The sequence below is a fragment of the Anaerotruncus sp. AF02-27 genome (assembly GCF_003465835.1).
GTDB classification, from domain to species: Bacteria; Bacillota; Clostridia; order Oscillospirales; family Ruminococcaceae; genus Anaerotruncus; species Anaerotruncus rubiinfantis.
In genome coordinates this window covers 1-16,290 of the sequence record NZ_QSBX01000016.1, presented here as the reverse complement: position 1 = coordinate 16,290, position 16,290 = coordinate 1, and the positions used below count along the sequence as shown (strand labels likewise).

Below are 16,290 nucleotides of genomic sequence, written 5' to 3'. Positions count from 1 at the left end.
TTACACCCCGCTTTCCTCCGGCGGCTGCAAATCTGCAGCCGCCGGTCCGTTTTTGAGCGTCGCGACCTCCTGGATCACATTGTCCAGCAGAAACACACAGGCAAACGCCATGCCGACCGGGAAGGAGAAATACCACCAGCCCGAATGGAGCGGCAGGACGGTCAGCGGGACCATCATCTTCTTCTGTCCGAGCATCCAGCCGTATTTGACCAGCAGGACGCTTGCCACAAATATCGTTGCCTGGATCACCAGCATCAAGCTGTGTTTCAGATGGAACGGGAGCTTATCAGTGAACACCTCGATGCGGACATGTACCTTTCTGCGCACCGCATAGGCAACTGTCATGAAGGCGCACCACGAAGCCATTATGATTGAGAATTCTTCAATTTCGATAAAGGATTTTCCGGTAAGTGTCCTTCTTGCCACCTGGAAGAATACCGTGCTGACCAGGACCACCAACAGTGCAATTGCAATCACTTTGACGACCTTTTCCAGCCAGCCGGTCAGCTTGGCCATTGCCGCTGCAATTTTGCCCACCTGGGAGCTCCCCTTTCAAATCAGTCTTTCAGAGCCTGGATTTTCTCGTAGGCGCCTTCCGGATAGAGGTCTTTATTTTCTTCCAGCAGCGCCGGGATGATCTTCTCTTTAAAGGAGTCGATGTCGATCTGGTCCTTTGTTACAAGGGTCATGCCCTTTTCCTGGAAGGATTTCAGGAACTGCTCATCCTCGGCGTTGACCTGCTCGTTGTGCCATTTGAAGCCCTCATCGATCGCCTCGCTGATGATTGCCTGCTGTTCGGCGGTCAGGGTCTGATACCAGGCGTCATTGAAGTACATGAAGTAGTTGGTGTACTGATGTTCGGTCTGCATCAGATAGCTCTGCACCTGATAAAGTCCGGCCTGGTCGATATTCGCAAGCGGGTTTTCCTGCGCGTTCACGATTCCGCTCTGCAGCGCGCCGAACAGCTCGCCCCAGGCAACCGGGGTGACGTTCGCTCCGGTTGCCTGCCAGGAAGCGATAACACCCGCGTTGTTCGGGGTGCGCAGCTTGACGCCGGCCATATCAGCAACCGATTTGATTTCTTTGTTCGCGGTCAGATAACGCGGTCCGCGCAGCGCGATGGTGTCGAGATAAGCGCGCACGCCGTACTTTTCAATCAGCATCTGGCCCAGGTCTTTGCCCATATCGCTCTCCCAGAACTTCTGCAGGTGCTGCTGATCCTCAAAGATGAACGCCATGTTGAACAGCTCCATCCACTCGGGAACCGCCCAGTTGAAGAGCATTTCCGCATTGAGCAGCATCTCATAGTTTCCTTCGGAAAGGCCGGTGCAAAGGTCCTCGTCATTGTCGCCGAGCTGGCCTTCGAGGTAGAGCTCCGGTTTGAGGGAGCCGCCGGACTTTTCTTCAATAATCGCCGCAATTTTTTTTGCCGCTTCGGTCGAAAGGGCGGAGGAGTTGTTGCCTACCATTTTGAAGGAAACGACCTCCTGAGGGGCTGCGGAATCGGCTGCCGCGGAGGAAGCCGGGGCGGAGGAAGCCGCTGGGGCCGCGGAGGAGGCGGAGGTTCCGCCGCCGCAGGCGGTCATAAGGCCGGTAGCCGCCACCATGAGACCAACGAGTAATGCCGCAAATCTTTTCTTCATATCAATTCTCCTTTTCATATCTGTCCGACCGCACTTCTTCAAGCAATATTGTATGATTGAATGTTAGTACGATTGTCTGACAATATTAAAGCATATGCGTCCTTTTATGTCAATAATCTATCCACTTTTCTCTGTTATGCTATATATTATTCATTTTGTTTGTTGCATTTGCACATACCAATTGATAAATCAGAACACTTACAGACAAATAAACGGAGCCCGAATCAGCATAACACTGATCCGGGCTCCGTTTATTTGTCATGCGCGGGATGTTCCGCACATTTTCCAAAAGGAACTTACGGCCGTTTTTGCATACGTTTCTGGCGGCGGATTATCCTTTTACAGTCTCTTTAATCTGATCCAGGATATCCTTTGCACCGATTTCCGTGGCAGAGGTATCCCACATCTCAGAGAAGGTATTAAAAATCTGATCCTTGTCGGAGAATTCGGTGATATTGCATCCCTCTTCCTTCAGCGCTTCCAGATATTTATTGTCATTTTCGATCGAGGTCTTGTTGAGATCCGCCTGGCACTGCGCCCATGCGTCGAGCAGGACCTTCTGGGTATTTTCGTTGAGGCTCTGCCACACATCCTCGTTGATGATCGGCCCGATGGTGGAAAGCATGTGGTGGGACAGGCAGATGTTATCGCCGAGTTTGTAGAAACCCTGGGTATAGAATGCTTCGAGCGAGCTTTCAACACCGTCGACAATACCGGTCTGCATCGCGGAATACGCCTCGGACCAGGAGATAACCTGCGGGGCCATTCCCAAGGTTTTGAAGGTATTGAGGTAGACGTCCGCGCCGGGGCTCCTCAGCTTCAGCCCTTTACAGTCCGCCATGGAGGTCAGCGGCTTATTGGAGCAGATATTGCGGTATCCGTTCCAGGTCCAGCCAAGCGGCCTGATCCCGTTGTCCGCAACAAATTTTTCATCGACGCTCCTGCCAATGTCGCCGAGAATGACTTTTTCCGCCGCTTCGTAGCTGTCCAGCAGGAATGGATAGGAAAAAAGTGCATACTCGGGCTGGATATTGGAAATTACGCTGGTATCTCCCAGCGCCATTTCAAGCGCGCCCGCTTTTACGGCATCCAGGGCGTCCTCCTGATTATAGAGCGAAGCCGCCGGAAAAACGCTGATCTTGACCGCGCCCCCGGTCTTTTCACTCACCAGGCTGACCCATTTTTCAAAGGCTTCATGAATCGGCTGATTCTGCGCATTGTGATGGGAAAGGCGCATTTCAATCTGTGTGAATTCTTCCGCCGGGGCGGCTGGCGCTGATCCAGACTCCGCGGACGCCGCCTGCGACGGCTGCGCGGCCTGTGAAGGCTGTGCGGCCGTCGCTTCCTTCGATCCGCATCCGCCCAGGAGTGTTCCCACCGTCATACAGACCGCCAATAAAATTCCCAGTGCTCTTTTTTTCATAATCTTCTCCTTCTCTAACATAGATTGCAGTTTCTGCTTCCTACTCATACGATCCGTTTTCCGTTACCGCATTTTTAGTGCAAATCATCCCCTCTTTGCTTCCAAAGCCTGCCGCAGCTTTTTTACCGCCCTACATGAGAGCCGGAAGCCAGGTGACAATGATCGGACAGAATATCACCAAAATAACCACCGCATAGTTCACAACCAGGAACGGCCAGATATGCTTTACCACCTGATCAAGCGGAGTCTCCGTACAGCTTGACGCGATATAAAGCAGCATCGCCACCGGCGGGCTCATACCGCCCATAACCAGCGTCAGGATGCAAACCATCGCAAAATGGATCTCATCGTATCCGTATACACTGATGAGCGGGGCAAAGATGGGAACCAGCATCAGCAGCGCCGCGTTCGCGTCCAGCAGCATCCCCGCGATGAGCAGGATGATGCTGATGATGATCAGGATCATATATGGATTGGTGGTGATGCCGTTCATAATTCCCATCACCAGCTCAGAGAAATGGTTATAGGTGATCAGGAAGCCGAACAGGCCCGCAAACGAGATGATCAGCATCGGGTTGACCGTTGCGCTGACCGCGTCGTCAATACACTTTTTGAGCGTTTTCAGGGTGAGGTTTTTCGATGCGAACCCATAAATAAGCCCATACACGGTGGCGATCATTCCCGACTCGGTGGCGGTGACCATCCCGCTCATAATGCCGCCGATGATGATGAGTGGCATCATGAGCGCCCAGATCGCCTTTTTAAAGGTTTTCCATACCGCTGCCAGGCCAACGAAATGCGATTTGGGAATCCCGCGTTTTCTCGCGTAGAGATAGTTCACAATCAGGTAGCCGCCGCCGATGATCAGTCCCGGCACGATGCCCGCCATGAAAAGGCTTGCGATCGATATGGCTGTCACGCCGGAATAGACCACCATCATAATGCTCGGCGGGATAACCGGGGCAAGCGCGCCGCAGCCCGCGACCAGCGAACAGCTGAACCCCTTTTCATACCCCTCTTTTTCCAGCGCCGGGACCATGATCTTGGCGAGGATCGAGGTGTCCGCGTTGGCCGAACCGGATTTGCCCGCCAGCATGACGCCCGTCACAACCGTTGCCTGCGCAAGGCCGCCCCGGAAGTGGCCGACAATCGTTTTGGCAAATGCGATGATTTTTTCCGTGATGCCGGTCTCGTTCATCAGGGACCCGGCGAACATGAAGAACGGGATCGCCAGCATCGAAAAAGAGTCCATTGCGGTGAACATTTTCTGCGCCATGGTGAGGTTTGGCAGCTCCGGCGTCAAAAAGAAGCAGAGGCCGGAAGCGGTCGCCATTGCGTAAGCGAGCGGCATGCCAAGCATCATAAGTACAAAAAACACAATAAACAGCTGTGCAATCATTCTGTCTGTCCCCCTTCCGCCCGTTTTTTGCCAATCATTTCCATAAAGTGATAATACATAATCTCCAGCGTGAACAGCAGCAGCATCCCCGACCCGACAATCTGTGCGGAATAGATATAAACCGCTTTGATATTGATGCCGATCAGAATTTTCTCCTGAAATGCGGTGCAGAATTCAATTCCGCTGGTGAGATACATGATTGCAAACACTGCGATCATGAGTTCACAGAACAAAAAGAAGATTTCCTGGATGTTTTTGGGGAGGCGCTTAAGCAGAATATCGAAGGACATATTGACCTTCTGCCGCATCAGTACCGGCATATAGAGCATGATCATCCAGATAAACAAGTACCTCGCGAGCTGTTCGGTCCAGCTCAGCGGGAAATTGAGAAAGTATCTTGTAAATACCTGCAGGAATACAAGAAACGTGAAAACCACCATCAGGCAGGATGAAATCTGTTTTAACAGCCATTCCAGCTTGTCGAACAGCTTTGTGACAGCCCTCATAGCTTTCCCTCCTTAACTTATCGTTATCTCATATACATTCCGCCGTTTACATCGACGGTCAAACCCGTGATGTAGGAAGCCTCTTCCGAAGCGAGGAATACCGCCGCATAACCCACCTCCTCGCAGGTGCCAAGCCTTCCCATCGGAATCATCGGTATCGTCTTATCCATCCGGTGCGGATCCGATTCCACCAGAATCTCATGAAGCGTCTCGGTCATGTGGACCCCCGGCGCAATCGAATTGACGGTGATGTTCTCTTTGGCCACTGTACGTGCCAGCGTCTTCGCAAAGGACATCTGCGCCCCTTTGGTGGCCGCATAGTGAACCTGCCCAAAGAGAGCTCCCTGTTCGCCCACCATTGAACTGATCATGATGATCCTGCCGAATGCATGCTCGCGCATCACCGGCAGGGCGTATTTGCTGCAGAGAAATCCTCCGGTGATATTGACGTCCTGGATCTTCTGCCACGCCTCGAGCGTCATGTTGTCAATATTAAAATTGCTGTTGATGCCCGCATTGTTCACCAGGATATCCAGTCTTCCGAATTCCCGGTGGACCGTGTCAATCATCCGCCTGACGTCCGCCTCTTTGGCGACATCCGCCTGGATCACCGCCGCCCGGCGGCCTTTTGAACGGATATACTCCGCCTGCCGTTCAGCTTTTTCCGCAGAGGACGGCGACACGTAGTTTACCGCCACATCCGCGCCGGCGTCCGCCATGCAGCGCGCGATCGCCGCGCCAAGCCCCGCCGATGACCCCGTTACCAATGCGACTTTCCCATTCAGATCAAACATCATTTACGCTCCTTTTTGGAGCGGGTCCTCCCAGCCGGATATTCTGTATGGACTGAGAAACCCGCCGCTTTCATTTTAAGAAAATGCTTTTATTGGCACAAGTCAAATTATCTCGTAAAAAAGGAAAGCTTTTTTATACTTTTCGCTCGTAATTTTGCGACGTCCGCGATGCGGTTTTGTGTATTTTTCGCACTGCTAGATCCCCTCAAAATAATATTCCGCCGCGTCTCTGGGACGGATATCTGTCAGTGACCCTTTGTAATGCCGCAGGTCAACCGGTTGGAAAGGATGCGCGCCGCACTCCTCCCGGTTGAGGGAAAGCCCCAACCCCGGCCGGTCCGGAATCAAAATTGTCCCGTCCGCAAAAATCACCCGTTCATCCGTGAGCCGCTTCCGCCAGCTCATATCGGTCATCATAATTTCCAGTATCCGAAAGTTTGTCAGGCATCCCGCCAGTTGCAGCGTGGCCGCGTTCGCCACCGGGCCGCTCGGATTGTGGGGGGCAACCGCAACATAGTAATTCTCCGCCATAGAGGCGATCTTTTTGATCGCGGAGATGCCGCCGCAATGGCTGACATCCGGCTGGATGAAATCCGCACAGCCCTTCTCCAGAAAATCCCGGAAGGCGACCGGCGCATAAAGCCGTTCCCCGGCCGCAATGGGAACCGGCGATTTTCTGCGCACCTCGGCAAGCGCGTCGATCGAGTCCGGAGGCGTGGGTTCCTCGAAAAACATGGGTTCGAACGGCTTGAGCGCCTGGGCAACGCGCACCGAAGTTTCGATATCGAACCGGCCGTGCCCCTCGATGAGCAGATCCACCTCGCTGCCCACGCTGGCGCGTACCGCTTCCACTGTCTCGATCGACCGCGCCAGTTCGCCGCGATCCATATAGAGATACGCTTTTCCAAATGGGTCCCATTTGAGCGCTGTCACGCCTTTTTCTTTTGCCGCTTTTGCGGCCGAGGCAAACTCTTCTGGGGTATTCGCACCGGCAAACCAGCCGTTCGCATACATGCGGACCCTGTCCCGGACCTTCCCGCCAAGCAGCTCGTACACCGGAACCCCCAGCAGCTTGCCCTTGATGTCCCAAAGTGCCATATCCACAGCCGACACCGCGCTTTGCAGCGCCGCGCAGTTCCGCCAGTAGGAATCCCGGTAAAGTTCGGACGTGATCTTTTCAATCTGCCGGGGGTCCCTGCCGATCAGGACCCGCCGGATATCTTCAACCGCTCCCAGCAGAGCGTGTTCCTTATATTCGAGGGTACCCTCCCCAACGCCGGTGATCCCTTCGTCAGTTTCAATTTCAATGAACACATAGTTGGTACGGTACATGAACACGGTATAGGTATGTATCTCTGTTATCCTCATTTCGACTCTCCAAACCATAAACAATATTCTTTGTAATGCTCCGGAACCAGGATCTTCTTCTGTTCGTCAGCGGTAAACTGCGCGTAAAAATCCCCGACGCCGCATCCGAACTTCCGGAACATGTCAAAATGCATTGGAAGCACCAGATCCGGCTGGATCCTTCTTGTAAAGCGGGCTGCATCCACGGCGTTCATGTTGTTCCCCTGCCCATTGATGGGGAGCAGCAGGGCGTTGACGCGGCGGTCGATCTCCTCGAATATCCTCCGGTGACAGAGGGTGTCCCCGGTGTGATAAAGAACACAGTCCGGGCTTTGGAGGAGGATCCCAATCGCCCGCTCGTCGCTGTGCGCCGCGAACACCGAACAAAACAGCACGTCCCCGATGCTCACCTCGATCCCATGGTCAAACTGGATGTAATTATGCGCGCCTCCGTACCTCGCCCGCAGGATCTGCCAGACATTGAGCGGTGCCAGAACGCTGACGGGATGATCCCGCAGCAATAGGCAGTCAAGCGTTTCAAAGTCCATATGATCAGCATGGCAATGGGTGATGACCAGTACGTCGGTCTCCGCCTGACACCAGGCAGGGTCAATCGGAACTTCCCGCAGGAAATCCTCCCCCTGGGCCCTGCGCAGCGCGTCCGACAGGTATGGGTCTATCATGATCCGCAGCCCGCCCGGGCTTACCAGGTAATAACCGGCCTGCCCCAGCCAGGTCAGATTCATTTTTCTCCCCCCGTTTATGATATTTGATATTTGATATTTTAAATAAAAAAGGATGGGGACCCTCTTTTATTTTTCCACGGCCTACAACGGCGCATCGAACATGCGGCGCTTTCCCCATGCGGAACAGTCAGTTCTCCGAATTGTACTGCACACTGAAGTTTTTCTGGGCGTTCATAACATGTGTGTCGACGGCGGCCTTCAGCTTCAGGACGTCCTTTTCCCTCAGTGCACCGATAATGCTTTCGTGTTCCGGGATCACCTGTTTGATCCGCTCAAAGGAAGGGGTGTAGCTCTTTCTGATCTCCCTGATCAGACGGTTATAGTATGTGTAAAGCTTGATAGCTTTTTCATTTGTGCCCCGCGCAATGATAAGCTGATGAAAGCTTGTATTGAGATCCACATAGGCAGCAACCTGATGATCCTGGAGCGACCTGATCTTTTCATTGGTTTTTGTCAGCTGGTCCAGCAGCTCGTCATCCACAGCCGGCAGTGCGGTTTCATAGATCAGATCCTCCAAAGCCCGCAGAACCCCATAGATGTCCTTGATAAAGCTGATGTCAATTTTTAAAACCTCCGCGCCTTTATAGGCGCTGAACTTCAGAAGATTTTCGCCCTCAAGGATTCGAAAGGCTTCCCGCACCGGCATATTGCTGGTGCCATACCGCTCGGAGATCTCCTTAATCGTGATTCTGCTGCCCGCAGCGATTTTTTTGGTGATGATATCCGAACGCAGCTTTTCAGTCACGCGCGATGCAACGGTGGAGTTGGTTTCAATGAAATCCTGCATACCTCTATTCCCATCCCAAAATCATATATTTGACATTTGATATTTTAGATGTTATATTGTTTTCACACAAAAGTCAATATGCAATATGAACAATTTTTAAAGATTGAGGATGTGACGGCAATGATTCTGCATAACAATGCTCTGACTGTGGAGATCTCGGACATTGGGAGCGACTATCGCGGTTCCCGCTACGACTGGAGCGGAATCGTCAAGCAGGTGACGCTTTATGGGAAATCCACCTTCCTTTCCCGTGAGATTGCGTCCGACGGCGGCTGTGGACTCGGCGGGATTGGGCTGTGCAGCGTCTTCGAGTGGGCCGACACATCCATTTATGACAGTACCGCTTTCGCTGATTCCTTTCCAATGATCGGGGTCGGGCTTCTGAAAAAGAGCGACACCCTCCCATTTCAGTTCACCAAGGCATACGAAGTAACGCCGTTTGAGCGGGAAGTCCTCTGCCAAAACGATACGGAAGCCGCCTTCCATACCCTTCCCCATTTCTGCAACGGAATCGCGGTCGACCAGCGCAAGACAGTTTCCCTCCAGGGTACCGTTCTGACGGTTACACACACCCTGCACAACGTGGGCGAAAAGGAGATCCGCGCCACGGAATTCAGCCATAACTTTTTCCGCTTTGGCGCGGATGGGGTGGACCGCGGCTACCGGCTGCAGTTTCCCTATTCCATTGCGCCAACGCTGCGGCGCGGGAGCCTTTTGATCGAGCGTGACGCCTACCGGGTGGCCGCATTCGACCAGGCGACCGCATCCACCGCGTTCTGGGTGCATGGGTATGAAGGGATGAAAACCCACTGGATGAAGCTCACCCGCGACGATTCGCCGCTTTCGGTGCTTGTGGAGGATCTGTTCCCCGTCGTAAACTTTTACAGCTGGAACAACAAAGACGCCTTTTGCCCGGAAACCTTCTGCGGCATTGCGCTCAAACCCGGCGAATCAACCACTTACAGCAGACGTTACACTTTTTCCGGCCCGCGATAACCAGCCGTCCATTATTTGGAGCACCTTTTGAAAAAGCACCCTGACGGGTGCTTTTTGTTTTGGGCCCGTTCAGACACTGCCCAGGAGATATTTGCGCAGCAGCTCCACCAGCTGGCGTTTTCCGTTTACGCGGCAGAGGCTGCCCATTTTTTTGACATGGTACTTGATGGTTCCTTCCATCAAAAAGCACTCTTCCGCGATCTTTTCGTAAGAAGATCCCTCCATAATTTTTCGGAGGATCAGTCGTTCGACCTCGGTGCATTCGCAGAGCAGGCGCTCCACCAGCATCATTTCCCGCAGCTCGCCGTCATTGTAAAAGGTTTCGGTGCATTGCATCTCCACCGGCAGCGCAGACTTTTTGATCTCCGTCTTTTCTGATTGACCCGGCTGGAGCTTCTCAATCGCTGAGCAGTCCCATTTTATCATCATGACGATATTGGAAATGCAGGGTGTTTTCTGCAGGCTGCCAAGCGTGACCACCGCCGCTTTTCCATATTCCTCAAAATTCAGGCGCACCGAGTGTATCCGATCAGCATAGTGCCCGGTCAGGCGCGCTTCGGCGCAGCCAATGATCGTGAGGCGGTCCAGCAGCTCAGGCCGCTGTTCCTTCAGGTGCCGGACCAGTGAAATCGCCGCGAAATCATTCGTGCAGATTGCCGTGTCGTATTCCTGCGCCCGCAGCAAAAAACGCGCAAAGCACTGCTGCAGCGAGCCGTTATTGATAAAGATATCCCCGCGGCCCCGACCGCCCATAGCCACGAGGAAACTATCCTTGCGTCCTTCGTCTGAAACCGACTGCGGATTTACCCCATACAGTGCGATTCTCTTGCGTTTCATGGAATCCAGAATCCCCACCAGATGCTTCATCGACCCCGCGACATCCGAACAGATCGCGCTGTAATCCGCATTGAACTTGTGGTAGGTCTGGTTGCAGAGCAAAATCGGATAGGTCCCAATTTCGTTGCACGCCCGCAGGACCGCCTTCACCCAGGTGTTGTTCGAACCGATTAAAAAAATATACCGGTTTTCTCTTATTTCCTTCAGGGAACCGATGATCCTGTATGGAATCCTTTTCAGCTTTAGCACGCCCAACAGCCCGTCAAGCAGGTTTTGGCACCACATGCTGCCGGAATATGCGGGTTCTAAAAATATCAGAACTTCACTCATGATGACTCCATTCCGTACGGTATTTCCTTTTTATTCTATTATACACAAATCCATTTAAAAGGAAAACCATTCTATCTGCAAGGTACAAGAATGTTGGGATTTTTTACAGCGTTCTTTATCTTGCCTCTTATTCTGCAATTCTCTAGAATAAAACCAAAAGAAACGCCATGCGTGGTTCCATCGCCATTTTTCAGGCGGCCCGCCCCCAGGTTCCGAATACCAAACAAAGGAGATCGCTATGAGCAAAAAAGTGATAACTCGAAAACAGCAGCAGATCATTCCGACCTATGTGCCAAAAAAGCCGAATGATTTGCCCATGTTCTTCGAAAAGAAGCCCTATCAAGGGGCTTCCGGAAGATTATATCCGCTGCCCTATTCGGACGGTATCACCGACGAAAAACAGGACGTATCCTACGAGGTTTACACATTGGAAAATGAATATGTCAAAACGCAGGTACTGCCTGCCATTGGCGGAAAAATCCTGCGCGGATACGACAAAACCGGGGATTACGATTTTATTTATCATAACGAGGTCATCAAGCCCGCCCTGGTGGGGCTGGCCGGCGCCTGGATTTCGGGCGGCATAGAATTCAACTTCCCGCAGCACCACCGCCCAACCACCTTTATGCCTTTAGAGGCCACTCTGGAGGAAAACCCGGATGGCGGGGCCACCGTCTGGACAGGAGAGGTGGAACCCTTTTACAGGATGCGCGGCGCCGCCGGAATCACCCTGGACCCGGGCCGCAGCTACATCAAGGCAAAAATCCGTGTTTACAACCGGACCGACCTCCCCCAGATTTTTATGTGGTGGGCAAACCTCGCGGTCCCGGTCAATGAAAACACCAGGACCATCTTCCCGCCGGATGTCGAATGGGTGAACGACCACGACCGGCGGGCGGTCATCGAATGGCCCATCGCAAAGGGAGTTTACAAAACTGCCCGGCCCTTCGATTACGGTGCGGGCACCGATTTGTCCCGTTACGATTCGGTAAAAGTGCCCTCCTCGTTCCTGGTTTCCCAGGGACAGTCGGACATGGATTTCGTGGCAGGTTACGACAGCGGCATCCAGAAGGGGATTGTCACCACCGCGGACCATCATATCGCCCCTGGTAAAAAAATGTGGACCTGGGGTCATGGGGATTTCGGGGAAATGTGGTGCTCGAACCTGACCGACGAAAACGGGCCCTACATCGAGCTGATGACCGGCGTGTACACCGACAACCAGCCGGATTTCACCTGGCTTCAGCCCTACGAGACCCGCGAATTCGAGCAGTACTGGTATGCGATTCACGACATCGGGGACGTGAAAAACGCCACCATGGACGCCGCGATGAATATGGAGCAGCGCGGCGGCGAGCTGTTCATCGGATTCAACGTCACGGGCGTGTTCCCCGGCTGCAAAGTTCTGGTCACGGCTGGAAACGGGACTGTTTTCTCCGAAACCGTCGACATGGCTCCCGAAACCGCCTATCTCAAAACCATTCCGCTCGCAGGACGCGATTTTTATTCCCTCACCGTTTCACTCATCTCGGCGGACGGCAGAACCCTGGTTTCCTACCAACCGTATGTCCGCGGGCAGAAAAAGCCGATCGAGGTGCGCAAGCCTGTGATCAGGCCGTCGGAAATGAAGACGGTTGAGGAACTCTATCTCAACGGCTACCATCTGGAACAGTATAAGCAGCATAACTTTGACCCACGGGATTACTACCGGGAAGGGCTCCGGCGGGACCCCGGCGATATTCGCTGCAATACCGCCATGGCCCGCCTGGCGCTGAAGGACGGCAAATTTGATGAATGCGTGAACCACTGCGACGTCGCAATTGCACGCCTGACCTCCCGCAACCAACATCCCACCGATACAGAATCCTTCTATCTCAAAGGGGTGGCGCTCTGCTATCTGGGCAAAACCGCCGAGGCCTGCGATGTTCTGCATCGCGCGGGATGGAACTATTCCCATAGAAGCGCCGCATATTATAAGCTGGCCGCCTTGGACTGCGCCGCTGGGCGCTATTGTGACGCGATTGAAAAGGCCGGCGTTTCTTATGGGCTGAACGCCGGGCACCTGCGCGCCCGGAATCTGGAAGCTGCCGCCCTGCGGCGGCTCGGACGCAAAGCCGAGGCCGAAGCAATCGCGCGGAACAATATGCGGGCGGATTCCCTGGATCTCTGGAGCAGATTTGAATATCTGTTCCTCACCGGAAAGGACACGGGCATCGCGGAGATTTTTGGCCAGAAACCGGAAAATTTTCTCGACGTGGTATGTGATTATCTGGAGGCCGGCCTTTTTGAGGACGCGCTGCGTGTGCTCAATCTCGCCGGAAATGATTATCCGCTGTTCTCCTATTACCGGGCCTACTGTCTCGGACAATGCGGCAGGGAGTTCACACAGGACCTGCTGCGCGCGGCGCATCTGGAAACCGGGACCTGTTTCCCGTCCCGGCTCCAGGATATCGAGATCCTGAACTTCGCCATCCGGCATAACCCGGACGACTCCAATGCCTGTTACTATCTGGGCAGCCTCTACTATGACCGCTTCCGGTACGAGGAAGCCATCCTCTGCTGGGAGGAGGCGGTTCGGCGGGAGCCAAAACACGCCAAAGCCCTGCGGAACCTCAGCCTCGCCTATTTCGACAAGCGCGGGGATTACGCTTCGGCGCGCGTCTGCATGGAAAAGGCGATGGAATATAAGCCGGATCCCAGGCTGCTGTTTGAATATCAGCAGCTGCTCAAAAACAGCAACGTCTCCCCACGGGAACGGCTCGCGGTCTATGAAAAGCATCCGGATCTTTTGGCCGAACGCGACGACTGCTATCTCGACCAGATCGTCCTGCTCTGCCTGCAGGGAGATTACAAGGAAGCCATCCGCCGGGCCGCTGTCAAGCATTTCCACATCTACGAGGGCGGAGAGGGAAACCTCACCAAACAGCATGCGTGGATGCATGTCCTCTATGGCAATGAGCTCGCCGCAAACGGACAGGCGGACGAAGCGGAAAAAATCTATCATGCCGGCGTGAATATGCCGAAATCCTATGGCGAAGCAAAGACCTTCTTCAACCAGGAAGCCCACATCTATTATTATCTCGGGCGTCTCCTGGAGACGAAAGGCCAGCAGGACGCCGCACAGAAAGCCTACGGGGAGGCTTCGGTCTATAAAGCCGCCGTTTCAGAGCTGTCCTTGTTCCGGGCCCTGGCACTCAGAAAGCTCTCCCGTTTCTCCGAGGCAAACGCTGTGCTGGCGGAGATGCTTTCCTCCGGCGATTCTCTGATCGCTGACAAAGATCTGCGGACTTATTATGGCGTCGGTTCACCCTGCCCCATGCCTTTTGAGTACGATGTTGAAAAGCAGAATCTTGTCAATGGCCATATCCTGCGCGGTTATGCGCTCCTTGGTCTTGGCAAGCGGGAACAGGCGGAAACCGAAATTGCCGCCGCCGCGCGGCTCGATCCCTACAATTTCCGGATCTATTCCTATCATCAGATCAAAACTCGTGTCTGACGGATGCGAAGGCCCTTTGGGTGTCCCGCCGTCCCGCCGTCCTTTTCCGGCCGGCGGGGCGGTTTTTTGGCGTTTCATCGATTCCCGCCGTCAGCAGCCATTTTATCGGGCCCGGAAATACAAAAAATGAAGGAATACCGTTGTGCGGCATCAGCAGGTATGGTATCCTTATGGGTAAAGATACCGGCAATCACTACACAGAAAGCAGGGAAATTCCATGAAACCGAAAAAACTGGCCCTTGTGGGCTGCGGATATCTGGGAAATATTATCGCGAGGGCATATACAGACGGCCTTCTCGAAGGATATGAATTGGTCGGCGTGATGAGCCGCACACGGGAATCCGCTCAAAAAACTGCCGTCCTGGCCGGCTGCAAAGCATGCGATACCATCGAGGAGCTGCTAAAGCTGCGGCCGGATTATGTGGCGGAAGCCGCGAGCGTCCAAACCGTCCGGGATTTGGCGCTAAAAGTGCTGGGCGGCGGCGCGCATCTGGTGGTGCTCTCCATTGGCGCGTTCGCGGATGCGGAATTCTATGAGCAGGTCAAGGCCGCGGCCTTGGAAAACGGTACGCAGGTGCATCTTGCAAGCGGCGCCATCGGCGGTTTTGACGTCCTGCAGACCATATCCCTGATGGCACAGGCCGAAGGATATTCTGAACAGGCGGGCATCTCCACCCGGAAGGAACCCGAATCCCTGCGCAACACCCCCGTCTTTCAGGAGGAGCTGATAAAGGCGCGGCGGGAGAGCACCGTGTTCGATGGCTGCGCGAAAGATGCCATCGCCCTGTTCCCCACAAAGGTGAACGTCGCGGTGGCCACTGCACTTGCCACTACCGGGCCGCAGATTACCGGGGTAAAAATTACAAGCGTACCGGGCTTTTTGGGCGATGACCACCAGATCACCGCCGAAATTAAAGGGGTAAAGGCGGTTGTGGATATCTACTCCAGCACCAGTGCCATCGCGGGCTGGAGCGTGGTCGCGCTGCTGCGCAACCTGATCTCCCCCATCGCATTTCAATAAGGAGGGGTCTGCTGTGTTTGATAAATTAACCGCGATTGAGCCGGTGAGCCTGCTTCCCTGGGCCCAGCAGGAGCTTTTTGGCTATGCGCGGCAGGTTTGCATGTTTTCCGATGTGCCGGCCAATGACGACGAGATCCTGCGGCGGATCGGCGATTCCGACGCCGTGCTGGTGAGCTACACCTCCCGGATCGGCGCTTCGGTGATCCGGCGCTGTCCCAACCTGAAATATATCGGGATGTGCTGTAGCCTGTATTCCGAGGAAAGCGCCAATGTGGATATTGCCTGTGCCCGGGAACTGGGCGTGAAAGTTCTGGGGATTCGGGATTACGGCGACCGGGGCGTGGTGGAGTATGTGCTGCACGAGCTGATCGACCTGCTTCACGGGTTCGACCGGCCCCGCCTGTATGAGCAGGCTGCGGAGATCACCGGCCTGAAGGTAGGCATCGTGGGATTGGGAACCTCCGGCCGGATGATTGCGGACGCGCTTCAGCTGCTCGGGGCAAATATCTCCTATTATTGCCGCTCCCCAAAGCCGGACGCGCAGGCGCAGGGGATGCGCTTCACGCCGCTGCACGAATTGCTGCGCGACAGCCAGGTGGTTTGCACCTGCCTGAATAAAAATGTGCTCTTATTGGGCGCGCCGGAGTTTGCGCAGCTGGGCAGCGGAAAAATCCTGTTCAACACCTCCATCGGCCCGGGGTTCGATCCGGCCGCGCTGGAGCAGTGGGTGCGCGGCGACAGCAGCAACTACTTTTTCTGTGACACGCGGGCCGCCGCGGGCAGTGTCAGCGACGGCTTTTTTGCACTGCCGAACGTGACCTGCAGGGACGTGTCTGCGGGCCGCACCGCGCAGGCGGCGGAGCTGCTCAGCAAAAAAGTGCTGGACAATCTGCGCTCAGCCGCACGGCAGGCCTGATTTTCCGCCCGGAGAGACATCCAATCGAAACGAAAAAGGGCCGGACCCC

The 16,290-nt window shown here is 54.4% G+C and carries 14 protein-coding genes; 4 read left to right on the top strand and 10 right to left on the bottom strand.

Annotation, left to right across the window (positions count from 1 at the left end; translation table 11 throughout):
* The 9 genes from DWV16_RS12340 to DWV16_RS12300 form a co-directional block, all read right to left on the bottom strand.
* Positions 1-537 carry a TRAP transporter small permease gene (locus tag DWV16_RS12340; RefSeq protein ID WP_066456261.1) on the bottom strand — a complete coding sequence of 179 codons (537 nt, stop codon included), beginning with the start codon at positions 535-537 and terminating at the stop codon, positions 1-3.
* Positions 538-557: 20 nt separating this feature from the next.
* The gene (locus DWV16_RS12335) at positions 558-1,643 is read right to left on the bottom strand and encodes a TRAP transporter substrate-binding protein (RefSeq protein WP_118479502.1); all 1,086 of its coding nucleotides are present in this window, start codon (positions 1,641-1,643) and stop codon (positions 558-560) included.
* 331 nt (positions 1,644-1,974) lie between these two features.
* Positions 1,975-3,066: a TRAP transporter substrate-binding protein gene (locus DWV16_RS12330; RefSeq protein WP_158572859.1), complete on the bottom strand. Its 1,092-nt coding sequence runs from the start codon at positions 3,064-3,066 to the stop codon at positions 1,975-1,977.
* 130 nt (positions 3,067-3,196) lie between these two features.
* Positions 3,197-4,465, bottom strand: a complete 1,269-nt coding sequence (locus DWV16_RS12325) for a TRAP transporter large permease (protein ID WP_066456252.1) — start codon at positions 4,463-4,465, stop codon at positions 3,197-3,199.
* The gene (locus DWV16_RS12320; RefSeq protein WP_066456246.1) at positions 4,462-4,971 is read right to left on the bottom strand and encodes a TRAP transporter small permease; all 510 of its coding nucleotides are present in this window, start codon (positions 4,969-4,971) and stop codon (positions 4,462-4,464) included. The genes DWV16_RS12325 and DWV16_RS12320 overlap by 4 nt, the downstream gene beginning before the upstream one ends.
* A 23-nt stretch (positions 4,972-4,994) precedes the next feature.
* Positions 4,995-5,765 (bottom strand): SDR family NAD(P)-dependent oxidoreductase, encoded by a 771-nt coding sequence (locus DWV16_RS12315; protein WP_118479498.1) that lies wholly within the window; start codon positions 5,763-5,765, stop codon positions 4,995-4,997.
* 195 nt (positions 5,766-5,960) lie between these two features.
* A complete protein-coding gene (dgoD, locus tag DWV16_RS12310; protein WP_118479496.1) occupies positions 5,961-7,133 on the bottom strand; it encodes a galactonate dehydratase in 1,173 nt (390 codons plus the stop codon).
* Entirely contained in the window at positions 7,130-7,858 is a 729-nt protein-coding gene (locus DWV16_RS12305; protein WP_118479494.1) for an MBL fold metallo-hydrolase, read from the bottom strand. The genes dgoD and DWV16_RS12305 overlap by 4 nt, the downstream gene beginning before the upstream one ends.
* A gap of 127 nt (positions 7,859-7,985) precedes the next feature.
* On the bottom strand, positions 7,986-8,645 hold the full coding sequence (locus tag DWV16_RS12300) for a GntR family transcriptional regulator (protein WP_118479492.1): 660 nt from the start codon (positions 8,643-8,645) through the stop codon (positions 7,986-7,988).
* 120 nt (positions 8,646-8,765) lie between these two features.
* Here DWV16_RS12300 and DWV16_RS12295 point away from each other — a divergent pair, with 120 nt between their 5' ends.
* Positions 8,766-9,641 carry an aldose 1-epimerase gene (locus DWV16_RS12295; RefSeq protein WP_118479490.1) on the top strand — a complete coding sequence of 292 codons (876 nt, stop codon included), beginning with the start codon at positions 8,766-8,768 and terminating at the stop codon, positions 9,639-9,641.
* A gap of 69 nt (positions 9,642-9,710) precedes the next feature.
* Here DWV16_RS12295 and DWV16_RS12290 read toward each other — a convergent pair whose 3' ends face one another.
* The gene (locus tag DWV16_RS12290) at positions 9,711-10,808 is read right to left on the bottom strand and encodes a LuxR C-terminal-related transcriptional regulator (RefSeq protein WP_118479488.1); all 1,098 of its coding nucleotides are present in this window, start codon (positions 10,806-10,808) and stop codon (positions 9,711-9,713) included.
* A gap of 238 nt (positions 10,809-11,046) precedes the next feature.
* Here DWV16_RS12290 and DWV16_RS12285 point away from each other — a divergent pair, with 238 nt between their 5' ends.
* From DWV16_RS12285 to DWV16_RS12275, 3 genes are all read left to right on the top strand, one after another.
* Entirely contained in the window at positions 11,047-14,304 is a 3,258-nt protein-coding gene (locus tag DWV16_RS12285) for a DUF5107 domain-containing protein (RefSeq protein ID WP_118479486.1), read from the top strand.
* A gap of 217 nt (positions 14,305-14,521) precedes the next feature.
* Positions 14,522-15,325: an aspartate dehydrogenase domain-containing protein gene (locus DWV16_RS12280; RefSeq protein ID WP_118479484.1), complete on the top strand. Its 804-nt coding sequence runs from the start codon at positions 14,522-14,524 to the stop codon at positions 15,323-15,325.
* Positions 15,326-15,338: 13 nt separating this feature from the next.
* On the top strand, positions 15,339-16,241 hold the full coding sequence (locus tag DWV16_RS12275; RefSeq protein ID WP_118479482.1) for an NAD(P)-dependent oxidoreductase: 903 nt from the start codon (positions 15,339-15,341) through the stop codon (positions 16,239-16,241).
* Positions 16,242-16,290 lie beyond the last annotated feature (49 nt).